This is a genomic window from Vibrio sp. 1F255, from assembly GCF_041439145.1.
GTDB lineage: Bacteria > Pseudomonadota > Gammaproteobacteria > Enterobacterales > Vibrionaceae > Vibrio > Vibrio crassostreae_C.
The window spans coordinates 147,664-167,186 of sequence record NZ_JBGONQ010000004.1; the positions used below are offsets into that span (position 1 = coordinate 147,664).

Genomic DNA, 19,523 nt, shown 5'->3' on the forward strand with positions numbered 1-19,523 from the left:
GAGTCAGGAATTAAAACTCGGTATGAGCTGAGAACAGTTGCTGATGCATTTTCTGCGCAAGATCATCAGTCATCGATGAAATGTAATCGGCTATCACGCGCATTTTTCGAGACTCATCTTGATGTTGTAGCCATTGCTTCTTGATGGGCAGTGGCAGCAAGCGTTCAGGATCTGCGCTGAATGCTTCAAACATATCCATGATGATCTGTTGACCTTTGTATTCGATGACCTGAACCTGTGGCACTTGAATAACGAACTCGCTGACAAAGTGTTTCAGCTTATCGAGTGTGCCGTCCATGCTCGGCTCGAGCACCGCATTGTAAGCCAACAGTACATTCTCAAAGTTAGCCTCCACTCGCTTAATCGAGATACTGGTCAACAGTGCGTTGACTATCCCACCAATCGCATCCTTTCGACGATACTGTTCACCAGAGAAAAGCATCTCTGTAATTGAATCTAGGTGTTCACAAATCCATGGGTCGGCCATCTCTTTCAGTTGAGGGTAAGCCGATTCGACCCACTGAGCTTTGGTCACAGAGCCAAGCACAATCGCATCTTCTAAATCGTGCACGCCATACGCGATGTCGTCAGCAAGTTCCATGATCGAACAATCCAGTGACTTATATTTGGTCTTGTTGTGCTCAAGTGGCTCGGTATGCGTTTTTCTTTTCTGTTTTAGGAGCTGTTGGTCGCTGCTTGAAAGCGGTTCAAGCACCCAGTTAAACAACTCTTCATCATGATCGTAGATGCCTTTTGCTGGCATCCAATCTTTAGCTCGGAGTTGTCGTTGATGCTTAACGGGTTCAGACTGCAATTTAGCTTGAACCTCACTCAGCAGAGAAGGGTACTTAATTAGACCTAACAAAGTGCGTCGAGATAGGTTCATCCCGTGATGTTCAGTGTAAGGTTCTAGCTGTGTGACTATGCGAAACGTTTGAGCGTTGCCCTCAAAGCCGCCGTGGTCGCGCATCATGTAGTTGAGTGCGACTTCGCCGCCATGTCCATAGGGTGGATGACCGATGTCGTGAGCCAAACACAGTGAATCAATCAAACTGTCTGAGGGTAATAGGTCTCGAAATTCGGGCTGCTTTTTCTTCAGTTGAGCGACGATACCGGTGCCAAGCTGAGCGGCCTCAAGAGAGTGGGTAAGGCGCGTTCGGTGAAAGTCGTTGACCGTGGTGCCATGGATCTGGGTTTTCGCTTGTAAGCGACGGAAAGCAGCAGAGTGAAGCACGCGCGCACGGTCACGCTGATACGGGCTGCGGTGGTCATCCCGTCTTATTTTATGTTCATCGTCATTTCGATGCTGCCATTCTTGTTCGAGTACAAAGGGTGGTTCGAGTTGAGAATTCAAAATAGCACCTATCAAATTGATTTTATTTAGCTAATTAAAAACAACTTATACCCAGCTAGCTTATCTCGTCTAGTGATAATTCAAAGCTCGGTGCGAATGTGGAGAGAAAGTAGTCCATTTCTGGGCTTTTGCGTTGTTCGAGTGTCTCTTCCAATCGGCGCTTGGCTTGCTCGTATTCATGATTGCCCGCACTGAGCTCTTCCAAGCATTTCAGGTACGCACAGATAGTATCTGCCTGCTTGACGATGCTTTGCTCTTCTTTACTCGCAGTACCAGATATTAAGAAGGGGGCGAAGTCGTCTCTGAACTCTTCTGGCAACATCGAAAGCAGTCTTTGTTCTGCCGCGGCTTCTATCTTCTTATACTCTTGTGCAATATCCGGGTTGTAGTATTTAACTGGCGTTGGCAAATCACCCGTCAGTACCTCACTGGTGTCGTGGTACATGCCAAGCAGAGCAATGTGCTCGGGGTTAAGCTGACCATCAAACTTCTTGTTTTTGATCAGTGCCAAGGCGTGTGCCACGAAAGCAACCTGTAGGCTATGTTCTGAAATGTTCTCGCTTGATACCGAACGCATCAGGGGCCAGCGTTGAATTAGCTTCATGCGTGCGAGATGGGCAAAGAAATGGCTCTGTTTCATAAATGTCCTTATAGTACCAATCGTAGTAAATAACTGGTCATCCTAGCTTGTTAAAAAACTCGATAACTATGTTAGAATTTTTGATTGTAGAATAACTACTTATCGAAGCTGCTTGTCGAAAATAGCTGCCTTGTTCTCAAGCTTTTTCCCTACGCTATTTCTGAACACTTACTTACTGTGATTGGTATAAACAATACTCCACTCGTATCTTGTGTTTGCACAGGGATACGAGACAGCGGATACAAAAAAGGCTCCTAAACAGGAGCCTTTTAAGCATAGAAGTGAATGAATACAAGTTAAAGTCTTTTAAAACAGCAAATTGTAGCCATCTTTCTTTGTGCTCATTAACCTTCGATGAGGTCGTCTTGGCTGTAAGTCTGTAAGAAGCGCTCTAAACGACCAATTGCGATTTCTAGATCTTCGATGTGCGGCAGAGTCACGATACGGAAGTGATCCGGTTTCGGCCAATTGAAGCCCGTACCTTGAACCAATAGCACCTTCTCTTGCTTAAGGAAGTCGAGTACAAACTTCTGATCGTCTTTGATGTTGTACATGTTGGTGTCGATTTTAGGGAACAGGTACATTGCACCTTTCGGTTTCACACAAGAAACGCCAGGGATCTTGTTGATCAGTTCCCATGCACGGTCACGCTGTTCAAGCAGTCGACCGCCTGGAAGAATCAGCTCATTGATACTCTGATAGCCACCGAGTGCGGTTTGGATAGCGTGTTGCATCGGAACGTTGGCACACAAACGCATTGAGGCCAGCATTTCTAGTCCTTCAACGTAGCCTTTCGCTAGGTGTTTAGGGCCTGTTAAGAACATCCAACCACCACGGAAACCACATACACGGTAAGCTTTAGATAGGCCGTTGAACGTGACCATTAATACGTCTTCAGCAAGCGTTGCCACTGAAGTGTGTACCGCACCGTCGTAAAGTACTTTGTCGTAGATTTCATCGGCGAAGATGATCAAACCGTGCTCACGAGCAATCTCAACCACTTGTAATAGGAAATCACGGCTGTATACCGCGCCTGTTGGGTTGTTCGGGTTGATAAGAACGATGCCGCGCGTCTTTGGTGAGATCTTCGCGCGCATGTCGTCTAAATCTGGATACCAATCAGCATCTTCATCACACATGTAGTGAACCGGTGTACCACCAGAAAGCGCAACAGACGCTGTCCATAGTGGGTAATCCGGAGCGGGAACTAAGATTTCATCACCGTTATCCAGTAGCGCTTGCATAGACATAACGATAAGCTCTGATGCGCCGTTACCAATGTAAACGTCTTCTACATCAAGGTTACGTAGGCCTTTTTTCTGGTAGTGCTGAACAACCGCTTTGCGGGCTGAATAGATGCCTTTTGAGTCGCAGTAACCTTGAGATGTCGGTAGGTTACGGATTACGTCAACAAGGATTTCATCAGGGGCGTCAAAACCAAATGGGGCGGGGTTACCAATATTAAGCTTCAGTATTTTATGCCCTTCTTCTTCCATGCGCTTAGCATGTTTGAGTACAGGCCCCCTGATTTCGTAGCATACGCTGTTGAGTTTTGACGACATCCCGATATTTTGCATTGCCGATTTCCTGAAATTAATTTAAATACTTTATTAAAGTACCGCAAAATGGCGTTTGATAGAATAAAAATCTGATGAATGTCGCATTTCAGTGTCACGTTTAGCCTTTTTGTTGTCACTCTTTTCTAAATTTTAATTAATCGCTTTCTTGGTTATTGGCTAAGATGAATAAAGGGGCGGGATCGCTTAAAATCACAGGAATGTTGAAAAGATATAGTACATTCTTGATCTAAGTGGGTACTGCCCATAAAGTATCAAACTAATATAATAATAATTTAGATGTGAACGAGGTCGATTTGTCACATTTCCAGCAAACTATCTCCGCTTTGATTGAGCGAGTACAAAATGCCCAAGCAAGCGAAGTTCGTTGTGTTGAAGTTCTAACGCAAAAACCATCGTTTGCATTTATAGAATGGCTTCATGCTCAACCGCTCTTTCCTAAGTTCTACTGGCAGTCACGCGACACTCGTGAAGAGGTTGTTGCGCTCGGACAGTTACATACGTTTTCAGATCCTGCACCCGCGTACGCTATTCTTGGTGAAGACCAACGAATCTGGGGTGGACGCTCGTTTGATGGGCACACCGCAAAGAACCGTCGCTGCATGGAGTCGTTTTTCTTCCTTCCTCAGGTTGAATTGATCCGCTTTGACAATACTTGGTCGCTGGCGGTTAATTTGTCCCCTGATCGCGTTTCTTCTATTAATGCTTTGAATAAGCTTTCTGTAGAAGCCGCGATATTGGCGCCTTTGTCTGCCCATATTGAACAGATCAATCACGTTCCAGAAAGAGAGCAGTGGGGCAACCTTGTCGATAAAGTGCTGCAAGGCATTAGCGATGAAGAGTACAAAAAAGTCGTTTTAGCACGTAAAACCACACTGCAACTCGATGCGCCTATCTGCGCAGCTCAATTACTTAAAGCCAGCTATCTGCAAAATCACCACAGTTTCCACTTTATGTTGGTGCTGGATTCTAAACACAGTTTCATTGGCTCGACACCAGAGCGCTTATATAGCCGACATGGTACGGAGCTTGATACCGAGGCGCTTGCTGGAACCATTGGTCGCGGAGAGAACGCTACTGAGGATATGGAACTGGCCAACTGGCTTTCTCAAGACAGCAAAAACCTCAATGAGAACCAGTATGTGGTCGACGACATCATTGAGCGTCTCACTCCTCATTCTCAAACGGTCCATGTTGAAAAGGATGCGCGTCTAGTGCGCTTGCGTAAGGTGCAGCATTTGAAGCGCAATATCCATGCTCAGCTCAACAATGGCGTTAATGGTGTGCAGTTGCTTGCTGCCTTACAGCCAACTGCTGCGGTGGCGGGTTTACCTCGTAAAGAGGCGATGGATTTCATTCTTGAACACGAACCGTTTGCACGAGGTTGGTATGCAGGCTCTGTAGGCTATATCAGTCATCAGCGAGCGGAATTCTGCGTGGCGATTCGAAGCGCCTTGATTGTAAACGATCAAGTACAACTGTTTGCTGGCGCGGGGATCGTGCCGGGATCGGTTGCCGAACATGAGTGGCAAGAGCTGAATAAGAAGATGTCGACTCTGCTCAGTCTCATTTCTGATCACCCACCATTAGGTGTGGCGTCATGAATCACGACCAAGCTGTATTAAACAGAGTTTGGTGTAACACATTACTTGAAGAGCTTGCCCGCAGCGGTGTTGAACATGTTTGCATCGCGCCAGGCTCTCGTTCAACACCATTAACACTCGAAGCCGAAGCTAACTCTAAGCTAACCTTACATACGCACTTTGATGAGCGCGGGCTTGGCTTCTTGGCTTTAGGTTTAGCTAAAGCGAGCAACAAACCCGTTGCGGTGGTTGTTACTTCTGGAACTGCCGTAGCTAACCTTCTACCAGCGACCGCTGAATCTGGATTAACGCGAGAAAAGCTAATCTTGTTGACCTCCGATCGACCGATTGATTTAGTCGACTGTGGTGCCAATCAAGCGATTCAGCAGCAGGGTATCTTTTCGTCTCACGTTGAAACGGCACTAAACCTTCCAAGTCCAACGACACAAGTTTCTTTGAATTGGCTTTTGACGTCGGTTGATAACGCACTGGCGAAACAGCGCAGCGTCGGTGGGGCTATTCATATCAACTGTCCGTTCCCAGAACCGCTTTATTCCGCTAATAGCGCCGAGATGTATGCGGATTATACAAAGAGCGTGGCAGCTTGGAGAGCTTCAACCTGCCTTTACTCGAACACTTATTTGCCCAGTCATTTAATCGCTCAGCCTGTCTCAGCAAGTGATTATGTCGCTCGTAAAGGCGCAGTGATTATTGGTTCTATCGAGAATGAAGCTGCAATTAAAGCCAAGCAGTTTTCGACAGCTTTGGGCTGGCCAGTATTCTGTGACCCTCAATCGGGTGTCAGTAGTGACTGGAAACACTATGATTTATGGATGCAAAGTGACGCAGCCAAAGCACAGCTTAGTCAGTGTGATTTTATTATCCAGTTTGGTGAGCGCATCGTATCTAAGCGTCTTAACCAATGGGTAAAAGAACAAGCTGCCACATTTTGTTCATCGCAGTACATCGTTGTTTCACCAGATGCACATCGTATTAATCAAGATCATCTGCCTCAAACTCATATTGTCGCTGATATCGAACATTGGTTATCAGAGCAACATCTACCAACGCTGTTGGGAGAACATGCTGGCTGGGCGGCATCTTTGGCGAAAGTCGCGAATACGGTTCAGCAGTTAGCGTTGGCGCAAATCTCTAATAACGACCAACTGACAGAGTTGAGCGTTGCCGTTGACTTGTCGTCTAGACTTAAGGGCAGAGAGCTTTTTGTGGGAAATAGCTTGATGGTAAGGCTAGTGGATATGCTGTCATCAATCTCTGCGACTCAAGTCTACAGCAACCGCGGTGCATCGGGCATTGATGGCTTGGTGGCGACGGCTGCGGGAGTGATAAAAGCCAACCAGAATCCTTTGATGATGCTGATTGGTGACACCTCTTTGTTGTACGACCTAAATTCGCTGGCGCTACTTACTCACAGCACAACACCAATGGTTATTGTGGTTACCAATAACGATGGTGGGGCAATCTTTGATTTTTTGCCGGTTCCTGAGCAACAAAAACAGTCTCTATATCAAATGCCTCATGGTTTCAATTTTGAACATGCTGCTGCGCAATTCCATCTTGGTTATGCGGCGCCAGAAACCTTGAATTGCTATCAAACGCTCATCGAACAACATTTTGAACAAGGTCAGGGTACCTTGCTCGTAGAAGTTAAGACGCCTCCCGAACAAGCGTCTACTTTGCTGAAGCAATTCAGCTCAATGCTCACCGAGGCATTAGCCTAAGGACTTTACATGCTTTACTCCAATTATTACCCAGCAGTACAAGAATCTTCTGACAAACCTTTGCTTGTTTTTTTACATGGTTTACTCGGAAGCGGGGATGATTGGAGTGCATGCCACCCCTTCCTCGAAGACTTTCCTCGTCTTTGCATAGATTTGCCCGGACACGGACAAAGCCGGTTTATCGACCCTGTAGGCTTTGATCATTGCTGTACCAAGATAGTCCAGTGCATCACATCCCAACTGGCTCTCAACGATCTTCCTGCCGATTATCCTATCGTGGTGATTGGGTATTCTATGGGCGGAAGGCTCGCTATGTATGGGGTGACAAGCCCTTGCTTTGAGGCACTCAACCTAGAGAAAGTCATCATTGAAGGTGGCAACTTTGGCTTGGAATGTGATGAAGAAAGAGCACAAAGGTTAGTACACGATACGCAATGGGCTGTTCGCTTTGCACAGCAGTCGATTGAAGATGTTTTAGACGATTGGTATCAACAAAGCGTCTTTTCTTCACTAAATCATGAGCAAAGACAAACTTTGGTCATAAAGCGTAGTGGTAACCTTGGAGTATCCGTAGCAAATATGTTGTTATCTACTTCGTTAGCTAAGCAACCGGATTTACGTGCCACATTGAAATCTCATGAGCATTTATTGCATTATGTATGTGGAGAAAAAGATCGTAAATTCATGGAGCTAGCTGAGAATAGTGGCTTTGAATATAGTCAGGTGGATTACGCGGGTCATAATGTTCATTTTGAGCAACCAGAGATGTTTTCAAATCTGATCATCCAATGTATCGCCAGTCGTTGATGAACTGACTGAGCGAACCTATCGTATCAAGCGCTATAGAAAGCAGAGCAACACCGTCGCGACTCTACGCTAGTCGCGCTCTCTAATAGAACAATGGGAATCATCATGGCTAAAACAGTAGGCATCACAGAAGAAGAACTTTACGCAGCCGTTAACTGGCGCGATGAAAGCAGTCAATATGAAGATATTCAATACCACAAGTCTGATGACGGTATTGCGAAAATCACGATTGCTCGCCCTCAAGTGCACAATGCGTTCCGTCCACAAACCGTAAAAGAGATGATCAATGCACTGGCTGATGCTCGTTATGACGAGAAAGTTGGCGTAATCATTTTGACTGGTCTTGGTGAGAAGGCGTTCTGTTCTGGTGGTGACCAAAGTATCCGTGGTGACTACGGCGGTTACCAAGATGACTCAGGTACGCACCACTTGAATGTACTTGATTTCCAACGTCAAATTCGTACTTGTCCAAAACCAGTTATCGCAGCGGTATCGGGTTGGGCAGTCGGTGGCGGTCATGTACTTCACATGATGGCAGACCTTACTATTGCAGCTGAAAACGCGCAGTTCGGTCAGACGGGTCCTAAAGTGGGTTCTTTCGATGGCGGTTGGGGTGCTTCTTACATGGCTCGTATCGTTGGTCAAAAGAAAGCACGTGAAATCTGGTTCTTGTGCCGCTTCTACGATGCACAAGAAGCACTGGACATGGGCCTTGTAAACACCGTTGTTCCTGTTGCTGACCTAGAAAAAGAGACAGTTCGTTGGTGTCGTGAAGTGCTTCAACACAGCCCAATGGCACTGCGTTGCTTGAAAGCGGCACTGAACGCTGACTGTGATGGTCAAGCAGGCTTACAAGAGTTGGCTGGTAACGCAACCATGATGTTCTACATGACAGAGGAAGGCCAAGAAGGCCGCAACGCATTCAACGAGAAACGTCGACCGGACTTCGACAAGTTCCCGCGTAATCCATAGTCTTTCTCCTCTTCAAAATGAGTCGCTAATAGCGGCTCGTTTTGTTTTGATGTTCCCCGTTTTTTAGGAAACTTTATGAACTCAGTGAATTCTCAGCGTCACGCTAAACTTTACCGTTATCAATTACCTATGGATAGTGGTGTGGTTCTTCGTGACAATAAGTTGAACGAACGTGTTGGCTATATCATCCAACTTGAGTGTGATGGTAAAACTGGTTTTGGCGAAGTTGCGCCTTTGCCCGGTTTTAGCCAAGAAGATGCCGAACAAGCTGGCATTCAGCTTCAACACGAATTAGAGCTTTGGAGCCACAATAAGCCTCAAACGCCTTTCGACGAGCTGTATCCTTCTGTCGCGTTTGGCTTTTCAATGGCGATGATGGAATTGCGAGGCGATCTTAACGCTCAAGGTAACTACCAAGCGGCGCCTTTGTGTACAGGCGATCCAGATGAACTGATTCCTGTATTGAATGAGATGGTAGGCGAGAAGGTCGCGAAAGTGAAAGTCGGCCTCTACGAAGCGATTCGCGATGGCATGTTGGTTAGCTTATTCCTTGAGTCGATCCCTGATTTGATTCTAAGACTTGATGCCAACCGTGCGTGGAAGCCAGAGAAAGCGAAGCAATTCATTAAATACATTTCGCCGTCAATGCGCCAGCGTATAAGCTTTATCGAAGAGCCTTGCCAAAAGCCAGAAGACAGTTTGGCCTTTGCCATTGACCATGGTGTGGCGATTGCGTGGGACGAGACACTGCAAGAAGCGGTGCGCAGCCCGGAATTTGATCTTAGCGACCTTACTGGTGTTAAAGCAGTCGTGATCAAGCCAACTCTTATTGGTTCTGTCGAGCGTTGCGTGGCAATCATTGAGCGAGCACAGAAGCTTGGAATGAAACCTGTATTGAGCTCAAGCATTGAGTCGAGCCTAGGTCTGACTCAGATTGCTCGTCTGGCGCAGCAATATTTGCCAAATGAAGTGCCGGGGTTGGATACGATTGGCTTGTTCAAGCAGCAGCTAGAGGTTTCTTGGCCGGGCTGTCAGTTGCCTGTCTCTACGCTTGAAAAGCAACAATTGATTTGGTCTTCTTAGACCGAGCTATTTGAATGGCTATTTAGTTAGCTTAACAAGTTCTTAATCTATTTTTGGTTATCATATGATGCGCCCACAATCTAATCATCCCCCGCTCTGGGTAAAGTGGGCGCAGCAAAACCCACTTCAACCAGCGTTAGTGACCACTCACCGCACTTATACTTGGCAGCAAGTGTTTGTGTTGGTTAGTGAGTACCAACAACAGCTATCTCATCAAGGCCTATCTGAAGGTGATGTACTGACGATTGTTGGTAAGAATCAAGCTGAAGTGATCCCTGTTTATCTTGCCGCACTCAATTTGGGTGTGGTTTGTGCGTTTACGATGCCTCAGCCTAGTTTACGCCTGAAGCAAAAGCTCGATTCCTTATATCAAGCAGATCAACAGAGCTACCTTTGGCTCTTGGGCAATAGCGGAATAGAGCAATCAGAGACTGCCGATTTGAATACTCAGTTGGTGACCTTGCCTTGCCTAAGTGAACTGAAGTTTGATGGTGATGATGAGCAGATAACGACACCTCAAGAATCCAATTTCAATCCGCAAAATCTAGCGAGCATCGCATTCACTTCAGGTTCTACCGGAAACCCAAAAGCGGTCGCTCATACACTTGAGCAGCACCTATGCTCTGCGTCAGGGCTGCTTGAGGTGTTTCGTTATCAACAAGGTGACACGTGGTTACTGAGTTTACCTATGTACCATGTGTCGGGGCTGGCGATAGTTCATCGTTGGTTGGCGGCTGGTGGTTGCATCAAAATAGGCACAGGTCAGCTTGAAACCGATATAGAAGAATGCAGTCATGCTTCATTGGTCGCTACTCAACTACATCGATTGTTAAAGAGTAAGCAAGCACTTACTTTAACGCATGTACTTTTGGGTGGTAGTCATATACCAGAAGCACTTGGGCTCGAAGCTCAACAAATGGGCATCGAAACATGGCTTGGATACGGCATGACTGAAGCGGCTTCAACCGTGACCGCGAAGCCCGTTGATGCCGGCAGCACCGCCGGTTTTGTCCTTAACCATCGCCAGCTAAAAATTGAAGAACAACGTATCTTTATTGGTGGCGAGACGCTCGCGTCCGGGTATTACTATCAAGGTAACTTAACGCCATTAGTTGATAAGAGCGGTTGGTTTGATAGCAAAGATCTTGGTGAGTGGCTTGGCGAACAAGTGTCGATTATTGGCCGTGCCGACAACCAGTTTATTTCTGGTGGTGAGAACATTCATTGCGAAGAAATTGAGCGAGTACTCAATCAATTGTCTGAGGTTAATCAGGCTTTTATTGTTCCCATTGAAGATGATGAGTTCGGATTTCGACCTGCAGCGATTGTCGATTGTGCTGAGTTGCCAACCAAAGAGTGGTTTATCGAGCAGTTAACTGGTCGTCTTGAACGGTTCAAATTTCCTATTGAGTATTATCGAATGCCTCAGCAGGAACAACATGGTATTAAGGTTTCGCGCGCTGGATTGGCGCAGTGGTTACAGCAGACCCGTTCTAAATAGAGCGAAGAGCAATAAAATGAAGCGCAATACACGGTGACTAGTCGTAATTGCGCTTCAGGGGGGTGTGACGGTGGTGAAGCCATCACAAATTCTTACTGTTTTATCTGGTCATTAAGGGTTTTATCTTTCCAGCTGGTTGTTTAGCTTAAGCGAGTGCCTTCTTCATTTGTTCAGCGACTTTATCTACCTTACCTAGACCAATGATAACTTGTAGACCACCTTTCCCAACCGGTACCACACCTGCCGCACCGAGTTTCTTCAGTTTCTCGCTGTCTGCTGCACCTGAGTCTTTCACAGTTAAGCGTAGACGAGTAATACAGTTATCGACTTCTAGAATGTTGTCTGCACCGCCAACCGCTTCAATGTAGCTGTTGGTTAGGTTAGCCAATGCTTCTGGCGTTTCAGTTTCTTTTTCTGCTTCCATCTCTTCACCACGACCTGGAGTACGTAGGTTGAACTTGATGATAGCGAAGCGGAAAATACCGTAGTAAAGCGCGAAGAACACCACACCTTGAACCAGTAGCATGTACCAGTTAACCGCGAGTGGGTTTTGGCTTGATAGTACTAGGTCAACGAAACCAGCAGAGAAGCCGAAGCCTGCCATCCATTCCATGCTTGCTGCAATGTAAAGCGATAGGCCTGTTAATACTGCGTGCAGTAGGAACAACACGGGTGCTAGGAACATGAAGCTGAATTCTAGTGGCTCTGTGATACCCGTGAAGAATGAAGCCATAGCTGCCGCAAGCATGATTGCGAATACTTGGTTTTTGTTTTTCGCATCAGAACAGTGATACATCGCCAATGCTGCTGCTGGTAGGCCAAACATCATGATAGGGAAGAAGCCCGCTTGGTACATGCCAGTTTTACCTGGAATACCCGTACCGTTAGCGATAGATTGCGCGCCGCCTAAGAAGTTTGGAATGTCGTTAATACCAACAACGTCGAACCAGAACACAGGGTAAAGAGCGTGGTGCATACCTACTGATAGGAACAAACGGTTGAAGAAACCAAACAGACCAGCACCCACCGCACCCATGCTTTCTAGTTTAATACCCAGAACGATCAGAGCTTCGTAAACAGCTGGCCAGATGTAAAGTAGAGCAAAAGAGAGAGCCATACCTGCGATTGAGGTCAGGATAGGAACCAAACGCTTACCGCTGAAGAACGCTAGAGCTTGAGGAAGTTCAACCGTTGAGTAGCGGTTGTAGATCTCAGCAGAGATGATACCCACAATGATACCTACGAATTGGTTGCTGATTTTGCCAAATGCCGCAGGCACTTCACTGAGTTCAACATCCATTAACTGAGCAACAGAGCCCGGAGCAAGTAGCGTGGTGACGACGAGGAACATCACAAAGCCAGACAGTGCCGCAGAACCATTCTTATCACGGCTCAAACCAAATGCGACACCCACCGCGAATAGAACCGCCATGTTGTCGATGATCGCGCCACCAGATTTGATCAAGAATGCGGCTAAGATACTTTCAGAACCCCAACCAACAGGATCCAACCAATAGCCGATCCCCATAAGGATTGCTGCAGCTGGCAGTGTGGCTACGGGAACCATCAATGCCTTACCTACTTTTTGCATATACCCGAGTATATTCATATGTGCCCCTAAGTTTGTAATTAATTTTTTTAATGTTTCTGCTCGTCAACGTATGGAGTCAAATATTGATCGAGGCAGGATTTTAAGTAACTGCGGTTATTAAAAACTTATTTCTTAATGCAAACAAACGAAACGGGTAGTAGTATGAATTAAAATTTTTAATGCATGAGTTCGTATGGCTAACCATCAATCTTTACTTAGAAATCTTCATACTTTTAATGTTGCTGCAGAGAAAATGAGCTTTACGCTAGCGGCTAGAAAGTTGCATTTGACTCAGGGAGCCGTTAGCCATCGAATCAAAGTGTTAGAAGGTGAACTCGGATTTAACTTGTTTGTGCGAGGGACTCGTAAACTGGAACTAACGGAAGAAGGTCAGCGCTTTCAACGAACGTTATCCAAGTCGTTAAGCTCTATTTTTGGTGAGATCGAAGACATTACCAACACAGACTTGTATGGACAGATCAATATCGGTACCAGTCCTGCATTTGCCAACAGTTGGTTACTGCCGAGGTTGGCTGATTTTAAACAGCGATACCCAAAGTTTAATCTCAATATTTTCTCGCAAGAAGAGCAGGATTTTCATCAAAATCATCTCGATGTCGCTATTTACTATGGTGCTGAAAATCTCAAAGACATGCATCGACAGCGCCTGTTTGGTGAAAAGTATATTCCGGTATGTACACCGAGTTACGCGGCTGAACACGACATCTTTGATGATGGCTTAGAATCGCTGCACCGGATTAATTTAATTCATGCACTAGGGTCAGATGTATGGCAGCGTTGGATTAAACACCACGGCTTAGATGTGAACTTGTTTGAGCAATTTTACTGTGTGAGCCACCGGGATATGGGCGTAAGAAGTGCCCTCAGCAATATCGGTGTCGCGATGGGGCGCTATCATTTTGTTAAGCAGTATGTTCAGACTGGTGAGCTGATAACACCTTATCCGAGCATGGATACAGACCAAGGGTATGACTTAATCTGCCCGCTAGGCACGGAAAAACGCCCTAAGGTAAGAACCTTTATTAAGTGGTTAGAAGGGCAGTTGCGCTAGGTTAGTTAATTTAGCAATTAGATAGTTCAAAACAGAATTTATTATCTTTATAACCATCCATCATAATAAGCCATATAAATAACGGATTATAGAATAAGGTCTTACTATGAAAATTGCCCTCACCATTGCGGTTTTACTGCAGATAGGCCAAGCAATCATCTCGTCAGGGTTGACTCGTTCGTTGGCTGAGCTCACCGCATTTGTGTTGGTTGTGGTACTTGTTTTAATGAAAAGAGAGAGCAAGAAGAGTGATAAGCCCCTGTTTGATTCGTGATTGTTACAACAAAGAATACCCTTACCACAAACGATAAAGGCAAAGCCCATTAGAGCTTTGCCTTTTTGTTTTGTTGCTCGCTAACTTGAGTGTCTAGTTCACCGAACAAACATCTAAAGCGTTTCTATGCGGGCTAAGCGAGAGTTAACCACGCCAATGAACCCGTTGAGATCATGACCCACATTGTAATACCAAACATCAGTGGTTTCGGCCCTGCCGCTTTTAACTTCTCAACTGAAATACCACAGCCAATTAAGAACAAACACACGACCAGTGCTCGCTTAGACACATCAAAGATTCCTTGATAGACCATCTCAAATTGTGGCAGTAAGTCACTCACCGCGATAGCGGCGCAATAGAAGAAAATGAAGTAGGGAACCGTAATCTTCTTTTGATCGTTCTTGAAGATCATCGCACTAATTAAAGCGATTGGGATGATCCAAAGTGCGCGAGCGAGCTTCAATGTTGTCGCTGTCGTCAGTGCTTCTTCGCCATACGCTGAAGCTGCACCTACTACAGAAGACGTATCGTGAATCGCTATCGCTGCCCAAGTACCAAATGTTTGTTGGCTGAGCTCAAGCGCGTGACCAATCATCGGGAATAAGAATAGAGCAACCGAGTTCAACACGAATACGGTGGCTAATGCCAAGCCAATCTGTTCATCGTCTGCTTTGATCGCGGGTGCCACTGCTGCTATCGCGCTACCACCACAAATCGCGGTACCAGAAGATATAAGATAGCCCGTAGTGCGGTCTAGCCCCATTTGTTTCGCCAAGAACCAACCAATGACTAATGTACCGATAATCGTCGTTACAATGAGCCCAATACCATCGCCTGTTACTGCTAATGCTTTTTCAAACTGAATACCAAAACCCAAGCCAACAATAGAGTAGGCCAGTAGCTTTTTGGTAAGCTTGCCGACTTCCAAGTGTTCAGGGACTAATCCTAAACTAGCAAGCAGGAAACCGATAACCAGGGCTGTCGGTGAGCTAACCCAAGGCGTTAAGCAAAACAGTGCAGCAAGATAAAATGGAACGGACTTTTTTAGGTTCATTGTATTTAGAGTCTTGTTTTGTTGTGGCGTTATTGTGATGAGACCACTATACGTTCAATAAAATGATAAGTAAGTCTAAATGAATTGAACAAACGTTAAGGAAAACTTAACGCTTGTTCAACTGATATGAATAAAGGGCTGGTTAACTAGCGTAATGATCCGCGAAGGTCAGAGACTGACTGTCGAAGCGTTTCACAAGAGGCTTGTTTAGGTGAAATCGGCTCGCCAGCTTCTATCTCTAGCTTAGTCCAGAAGCGAGTGGGTAACCCTTTGCAGGCACGGCCTTTGTAACGACTAAAGTAGCTACCCCATAATCCTTTAAGAGCCATAGGAATCACTGGGACAGGGGAACGTTTGATGATCAGCTCCATACCACGCATGAACTCAGCCATTTCGCCATCAGAGGTGAGCTTTCCTTCTGGGAAAATACACACGATGTGACCTTCATGCAGGGCACGCTCTACTTCTTTGAAAGCGTTTCGAATCGAGTTGCGGTTGGTCGCGGAGATTGGAATCACCCCAGCTCTTTTCAAGAAGCGTCGAATTGGCGGCAACTTGGTGTAATCCTCTTCCATCACAAAACGGATCAAGCGAGGGCAAACCGCACTCAGCAGCAGTGCATCCATATAACTCACATGGTTGCAGACAATCAACGCACCGCCCTTTTCTGGCAGGTGATGTAAGTTCTTATGTTTAACTCTGTACATGGTGTGAGTGACCACCCACGTAAAGAAGCGGAAAGCGTAGATAGGCACCTGATAAAACAGGTACAGCATCACCAAAGTGTTGCCCACTGCGAGCAAGATAAACAGCTGCGGAATTGAAAGATCTAGAACACTAAGGCAAACAATACCTAATACCGCACTTCCCACCATGAACAGTGAGTTGTAGATATTGAGCCCGGCAATCACTTGGGCACGCTCGTCGGGCTTGGCACGTAACTGCATCAGTGAATACAGAGGAACAATAAAGACACCGCCAGAGATACCCAGAAGCAGAAGGTAAGCAAACAGTGGCCACAGCTCTGAGTAGGTTACGAATTGATGGAAAGAACTAAAGTCAGGCAAAGACTCCGGGATGGATATCGCCATCAGAAGACCGAAGATCGAGATACCTAAGCTGCCCATTGGCACGATGCCGATTTCAATTCGGTGATTAGATAACTTATCACAAGCTAAAGAGCCGATTGCAATGCCTACCGAGAATAGTGCCAGTAAAAAGGCGACGGAGCTTTCAGTGCCGTTTAGATGCAGTTTAGTGAAGTTGGGAAACTGAGTTAGGTAAGCCGCACCAAGGAACCAGAACCAGCTGATAGACATCAGAGCTTGAAAGGTCGGGCGATCTTTTTTTGCAATCGCCAGTGTCGCGCGGGTCAGTTTTACAGGTTGCCACTTTACTTTAAGGTCTGGTGCATTACTTGGCGCTTGTGGGATAAACCAGCTTGATACATAGCCAAGCACGGCGAACGAAACAATACACACCGCAGCAATGAGCTTCGCGCCTTCTTCAGATGCAATGATGCCTGCGCCGAGAGTACCAATCAGGATCGCTAAGAATGTACCTGTCTCGACGAGAGCGTTACCAGATACCAGTTCTTTTGTTTCTAATTGTTGTGGAAGCAGGGCGTATTTCACCGGGCCAAAGAAAGCACTCTGCGTTCCCATAAGGAACAGGAGCAGAAGTAATATTCCGTAGCTTTCGTAGATGAATCCGATCGCACCCAGTGACATGATCACTACTTCGAGGAGCTTAACTTTACGGATAAACCACGATTTTTCGTATTTGTCGGCCAGTACACCAGCCAAAGCTGAAAATAGGAAGAAGGGCAGAATAAAAAGGCCAGCGGCCAAATTAATGAATAGATTGCTGGAAATAGGCAGCGTGTCTACGCTTGCGAAAGCAACAAACAGTAACAGGACATTTTTGAATATGTTGTCGTTAAAGGCTCCTAGAAATTGGGTAATAAAGTAGGGTAGGAACCTTTTTTGCGTTAACAGCGAAGATTGGCTGCTGTTGTTCATTGTCTTTCCTTGGATGATTACCAGTTGGTTAAGTAGTTTGAGACTAGGTTATTGATCAGCTCTTTACCATCAATAGGCTCAGAGGCGAAAAATTTATCATCAACGCTAAGTAGAGTAATTCCGTGTACTCCAGACCATAATACACGGCTGGCTTTAACGACTTCGCTTTTCGTATGTTCAGGAGCAATCGCTACTAGCAACTGTTCTAGCATGCCTGTCATTCTATCGATGCGGTTCGATTGCCATTCAGGAAGGTTTTCACCGTTCATGTTGTGCTCAAAGATAAGCTGCCAACGGTGAGGGTGTCTCTGTGCAAAATCGTGGTAGCAGTAGGCAAGGTTGAATAGAGCTTGTTGAGGGTTGCTCGATTGTTCAACAGTTGCAGCGGATTCTGACGCCAGTTCATCTAATGTTTGAGCGACCACATGCAAAAGCAGTAGGTTGTAGTTACCAAATACATTTACTAAGGTACTTGGAACGTAACCAATCATATTGGCGATTTTACGTAGACTTAGCTCGTGATAAGAGTGCTCTTCTAAGAAGTCGGTTACCGTTTTTAAGGTTAATTGCACTAATTGTTCGCGAGTATGATCGTTTCGTCTTGCCATGGGTACTTTCTATTAAATGAACATCGTTCAATATTTTAATGCTGCCCCTGAGTGCCGTCAATCCCTTCGCTAGTTTAGTAATCAATTAATAGCCGCAATATTATGATACATGTGTAAACACGGTGAATATTTCATTGTTCTTTGTTAACGAGTATGATTAAGGTGTCGAAAGATAAAAAACCTATAAAGGATAATAATGAAACGATTTTTCTCACTAGTCGCGATCCTGTTGGTAACAGTCGCGGTGACGCCAATCGCGGAAGCGAAAAAGTTTGGTGGTGGTAAGTCATTTGGCAAAAGCTTTAAAACGGCTCCAGCACCAAAACAACAAAACACGAATTCGATCCGTCAAGATCAAACAGGTAAGAACACAGCAGCTAACTCTAGCAAGAAAGGCCTTATGGGCGGTCTGCTAGGTGGTTTACTTGCTGGTGGTCTTTTAGCTGCATTCTTTGGTGGCGCATTTGAAGGTATCCAGTTCATGGATATTCTGATCATGGGTCTGATTGCTTTCCTAGCGTTTAAATTCCTACGTGGAATGTTGGGCGCGAAGCAGGGCTCAATGAATCAGCAGAATGCACGTGGCCAACAGCCAGCATTCGGCGGCATGGGTCAGAACAAGTTTGAACAACCTAAGCAACAACCAAATGTTCATAACTTCGAGCAAACACAACCTCAATCACAAGGCGCTGCTGGTGGTTTCGGTTTTGGTGCACAAAGCGATGTTCCACATAACTACCCACCGGGCTTTGATCAAGCGGCATTCATCAATGGTTCTCGTGAGCACTACCGTACACTGCAAGGTGCATGGAATCACAACGAGCTAAACACGATTGAAGAATACGTATCTCCAAGCCTATTTGAAGACCTAAAAGCTGAGCGTAATAAGCTAGACGGTGATCAGCACACAGACGTAATGTACGTTGATGCTGAAATCGTTCGCGCAGACCACGATGGTAGCAAAGCACAGCTAAGCCTTCAGTTTAGCGGTCGTTACCGTGACACAGCGGATGGCGTTGAAGAAGATATCATTGATATCTGGCATCTAGAGCGTGACCTAACAACTAACAATGCACCTTGGTTAATTGTTGGTATTCAAGGTTAATTCCAGGATTTAACTCAACATCAATAGGATGTAGTTATTCGGAATAACACCAAATAATAGAAAGCCCCTGCTGAGAAATCAGCAGGGGCTTTTTTGCGTCTAATGATATGTATCTTAGTTAAAGATTGGATTAACCTGAGACTAACTAACTGATTTTATTTGGATGTAATGAGTAATGACAAAGTTCTTTGAACCCGTATTGGAGCCTGAGGTTACTTTGCAGCAGAAACAGATAATTGCGAACGAATGCGAAGAACATGTATCGAGCAATTGTTTAGGCTGCGCTGCTTATCTGGTTTGTGAGCGTCATGCTGAAGTATGGGATCACTGATGTTTGAATGATTTAGCTCGATTAGTTATTTGTAGTAGCGGGTTAGTGTTTAGGAAGTTGAGGGTTGTTTTAGAAGACACGTTTAGTAAGAGATAAAGCTCAGAAACGAAAAAGCCAACTCAATGAGTTGGCTTTTCGATTTTCCAATTAAGGAGAATATGGTGGAGGGAGACGGATTCGAACCATCGAAGGCAGTGCCGGCAGATTT

16 protein-coding genes are annotated in these 19,523 nt (G+C 45.6%); 9 read left to right on the forward strand and 7 right to left on the reverse strand.

The annotated features are described in order from the left end of the window. Positions 1–10 precede the first annotated feature (10 nt). The 3 genes from ACED41_RS04620 to ACED41_RS04630 all read right to left on the reverse strand — a co-directional run bounded on the left by ACED41_RS04620 (position 11) and on the right by ACED41_RS04630 (position 3,571). Positions 11–1,354, reverse strand: coding sequence for an anti-phage deoxyguanosine triphosphatase (locus ACED41_RS04620; protein WP_017060614.1), 1,344 nt, complete (start codon positions 1,352–1,354; stop codon positions 11–13). Positions 1,355–1,409: 55 nt separating this feature from the next. Then, positions 1,410–1,994 carry a 5'-deoxynucleotidase gene (gene yfbR / locus ACED41_RS04625; RefSeq protein ID WP_371724550.1) on the reverse strand — a complete coding sequence of 195 codons (585 nt, stop codon included), beginning with the start codon at positions 1,992–1,994 and terminating at the stop codon, positions 1,410–1,412. 344 nt (positions 1,995–2,338) lie between these two features. After that, positions 2,339–3,571: a pyridoxal phosphate-dependent aminotransferase gene (locus tag ACED41_RS04630; protein WP_017060166.1), complete on the reverse strand. Its 1,233-nt coding sequence runs from the start codon at positions 3,569–3,571 to the stop codon at positions 2,339–2,341. A 296-nt stretch (positions 3,572–3,867) separates the two neighbouring features. Between ACED41_RS04630 and ACED41_RS04635 the strand changes: the two genes are divergently transcribed. The 6 genes from ACED41_RS04635 (at position 3,868) to menE (ending at position 11,259) form a co-directional block, all read left to right on the forward strand. After that, positions 3,868–5,175, forward strand: coding sequence for an isochorismate synthase MenF (locus ACED41_RS04635; RefSeq protein WP_065583685.1), 1,308 nt, complete (start codon positions 3,868–3,870; stop codon positions 5,173–5,175). Next, on the forward strand, positions 5,172–6,896 hold the full coding sequence (gene menD, locus ACED41_RS04640) for a 2-succinyl-5-enolpyruvyl-6-hydroxy-3-cyclohexene-1-carboxylic-acid synthase (protein ID WP_371724551.1): 1,725 nt from the start codon (positions 5,172–5,174) through the stop codon (positions 6,894–6,896). The genes ACED41_RS04635 and menD overlap by 4 nt, the downstream gene beginning before the upstream one ends. 9 nt (positions 6,897–6,905) lie before the next feature. Next, complete coding sequence (menH, locus tag ACED41_RS04645) at positions 6,906–7,703, forward strand: 2-succinyl-6-hydroxy-2,4-cyclohexadiene-1-carboxylate synthase (RefSeq protein WP_371724552.1); 798 nt, start codon at positions 6,906–6,908, stop codon at positions 7,701–7,703. Between the two features lie 105 nt (positions 7,704–7,808). Beyond that, complete coding sequence (gene menB, locus ACED41_RS04650) at positions 7,809–8,675, forward strand: 1,4-dihydroxy-2-naphthoyl-CoA synthase (RefSeq protein WP_017064079.1); 867 nt, start codon at positions 7,809–7,811, stop codon at positions 8,673–8,675. Positions 8,676–8,750: 75 nt separating this feature from the next. Further along, positions 8,751–9,758 (forward strand): o-succinylbenzoate synthase, encoded by a 1,008-nt coding sequence (gene menC / locus ACED41_RS04655; protein ID WP_065583687.1) that lies wholly within the window; start codon positions 8,751–8,753, stop codon positions 9,756–9,758. 64 nt (positions 9,759–9,822) lie between these two features. After that, positions 9,823–11,259, forward strand: a complete 1,437-nt coding sequence (menE, locus tag ACED41_RS04660) for an o-succinylbenzoate--CoA ligase (RefSeq protein ID WP_371724553.1) — start codon at positions 9,823–9,825, stop codon at positions 11,257–11,259. A gap of 145 nt (positions 11,260–11,404) precedes the next feature. Here the strand turns inward: menE and nagE are convergent, their stop codons facing one another. After that, on the reverse strand, positions 11,405–12,850 hold the full coding sequence (gene nagE / locus ACED41_RS04665; protein WP_371724572.1) for an N-acetylglucosamine-specific PTS transporter subunit IIBC: 1,446 nt from the start codon (positions 12,848–12,850) through the stop codon (positions 11,405–11,407). Between the two features lie 193 nt (positions 12,851–13,043). On the opposite strand from nagE, the gene ACED41_RS04670 reads away from it, so the two are divergent. Then, positions 13,044–13,922: a LysR substrate-binding domain-containing protein gene (locus tag ACED41_RS04670; protein WP_371724554.1), complete on the forward strand. Its 879-nt coding sequence runs from the start codon at positions 13,044–13,046 to the stop codon at positions 13,920–13,922. Between the two features lie 106 nt (positions 13,923–14,028). Next, a complete protein-coding gene (locus ACED41_RS04675; protein ID WP_017060175.1) occupies positions 14,029–14,196 on the forward strand; it encodes a hypothetical protein in 168 nt (55 codons plus the stop codon). Positions 14,197–14,329: 133 nt separating this feature from the next. Here ACED41_RS04675 and ACED41_RS04680 read toward each other — a convergent pair whose 3' ends face one another. The 3 genes from ACED41_RS04680 to ACED41_RS04690 all read right to left on the reverse strand — a co-directional run bounded on the left by ACED41_RS04680 (position 14,330) and on the right by ACED41_RS04690 (position 17,879). Further along, entirely contained in the window at positions 14,330–15,250 is a 921-nt protein-coding gene (locus ACED41_RS04680; RefSeq protein ID WP_017060176.1) for a YeiH family protein, read from the reverse strand. A gap of 146 nt (positions 15,251–15,396) precedes the next feature. Beyond that, positions 15,397–17,271, reverse strand: coding sequence for an MFS transporter (locus tag ACED41_RS04685; RefSeq protein WP_102320179.1), 1,875 nt, complete (start codon positions 17,269–17,271; stop codon positions 15,397–15,399). 17 nt (positions 17,272–17,288) lie between these two features. After that, positions 17,289–17,879: a TetR/AcrR family transcriptional regulator gene (locus tag ACED41_RS04690; protein WP_048613073.1), complete on the reverse strand. Its 591-nt coding sequence runs from the start codon at positions 17,877–17,879 to the stop codon at positions 17,289–17,291. Between the two features lie 196 nt (positions 17,880–18,075). On the opposite strand from ACED41_RS04690, the gene ACED41_RS04695 reads away from it, so the two are divergent. Continuing rightward, positions 18,076–18,984, forward strand: a complete 909-nt coding sequence (locus ACED41_RS04695; protein ID WP_371724555.1) for a Tim44 domain-containing protein — start codon at positions 18,076–18,078, stop codon at positions 18,982–18,984. The last annotated feature ends 539 nt before the right edge of the window (positions 18,985–19,523 follow it).

Coding starts and splice junctions, on each gene's coding strand:
- menB (WP_017064079.1), top strand. CDS start 7,809: ATGGCTAAAACAGTAGGCATCACAGAAGAAGAACTTTACGCAGCCGTT.
- ACED41_RS04680 (WP_017060176.1), bottom strand. CDS start 15,250: ATGAACCTAAAAAAGTCCGTTCCATTTTATCTTGCTGCACTGTTTTGC.
- menD (WP_371724551.1), top strand. CDS start 5,172: ATGAATCACGACCAAGCTGTATTAAACAGAGTTTGGTGTAACACATTA.
- ACED41_RS04685 (WP_102320179.1), bottom strand. CDS start 17,271: ATGAACAACAGCAGCCAATCTTCGCTGTTAACGCAAAAAAGGTTCCTA.
- ACED41_RS04630 (WP_017060166.1), bottom strand. CDS start 3,571: ATGCAAAATATCGGGATGTCGTCAAAACTCAACAGCGTATGCTACGAA.
- menC (WP_065583687.1), top strand. CDS start 8,751: ATGAACTCAGTGAATTCTCAGCGTCACGCTAAACTTTACCGTTATCAA.
- yfbR (WP_371724550.1), bottom strand. CDS start 1,994: ATGAAACAGAGCCATTTCTTTGCCCATCTCGCACGCATGAAGCTAATT.
- ACED41_RS04690 (WP_048613073.1), bottom strand. CDS start 17,879: ATGGCAAGACGAAACGATCATACTCGCGAACAATTAGTGCAATTAACC.
- ACED41_RS04670 (WP_371724554.1), top strand. CDS start 13,044: ATGGCTAACCATCAATCTTTACTTAGAAATCTTCATACTTTTAATGTT.
- nagE (WP_371724572.1), bottom strand. CDS start 12,850: ATGCAAAAAGTAGGTAAGGCATTGATGGTTCCCGTAGCCACACTGCCA.
- ACED41_RS04675 (WP_017060175.1), top strand. CDS start 14,029: ATGAAAATTGCCCTCACCATTGCGGTTTTACTGCAGATAGGCCAAGCA.
- ACED41_RS04695 (WP_371724555.1), top strand. CDS start 18,076: ATGAAACGATTTTTCTCACTAGTCGCGATCCTGTTGGTAACAGTCGCG.
- menH (WP_371724552.1), top strand. CDS start 6,906: ATGCTTTACTCCAATTATTACCCAGCAGTACAAGAATCTTCTGACAAA.
- menE (WP_371724553.1), top strand. CDS start 9,823: ATGATGCGCCCACAATCTAATCATCCCCCGCTCTGGGTAAAGTGGGCG.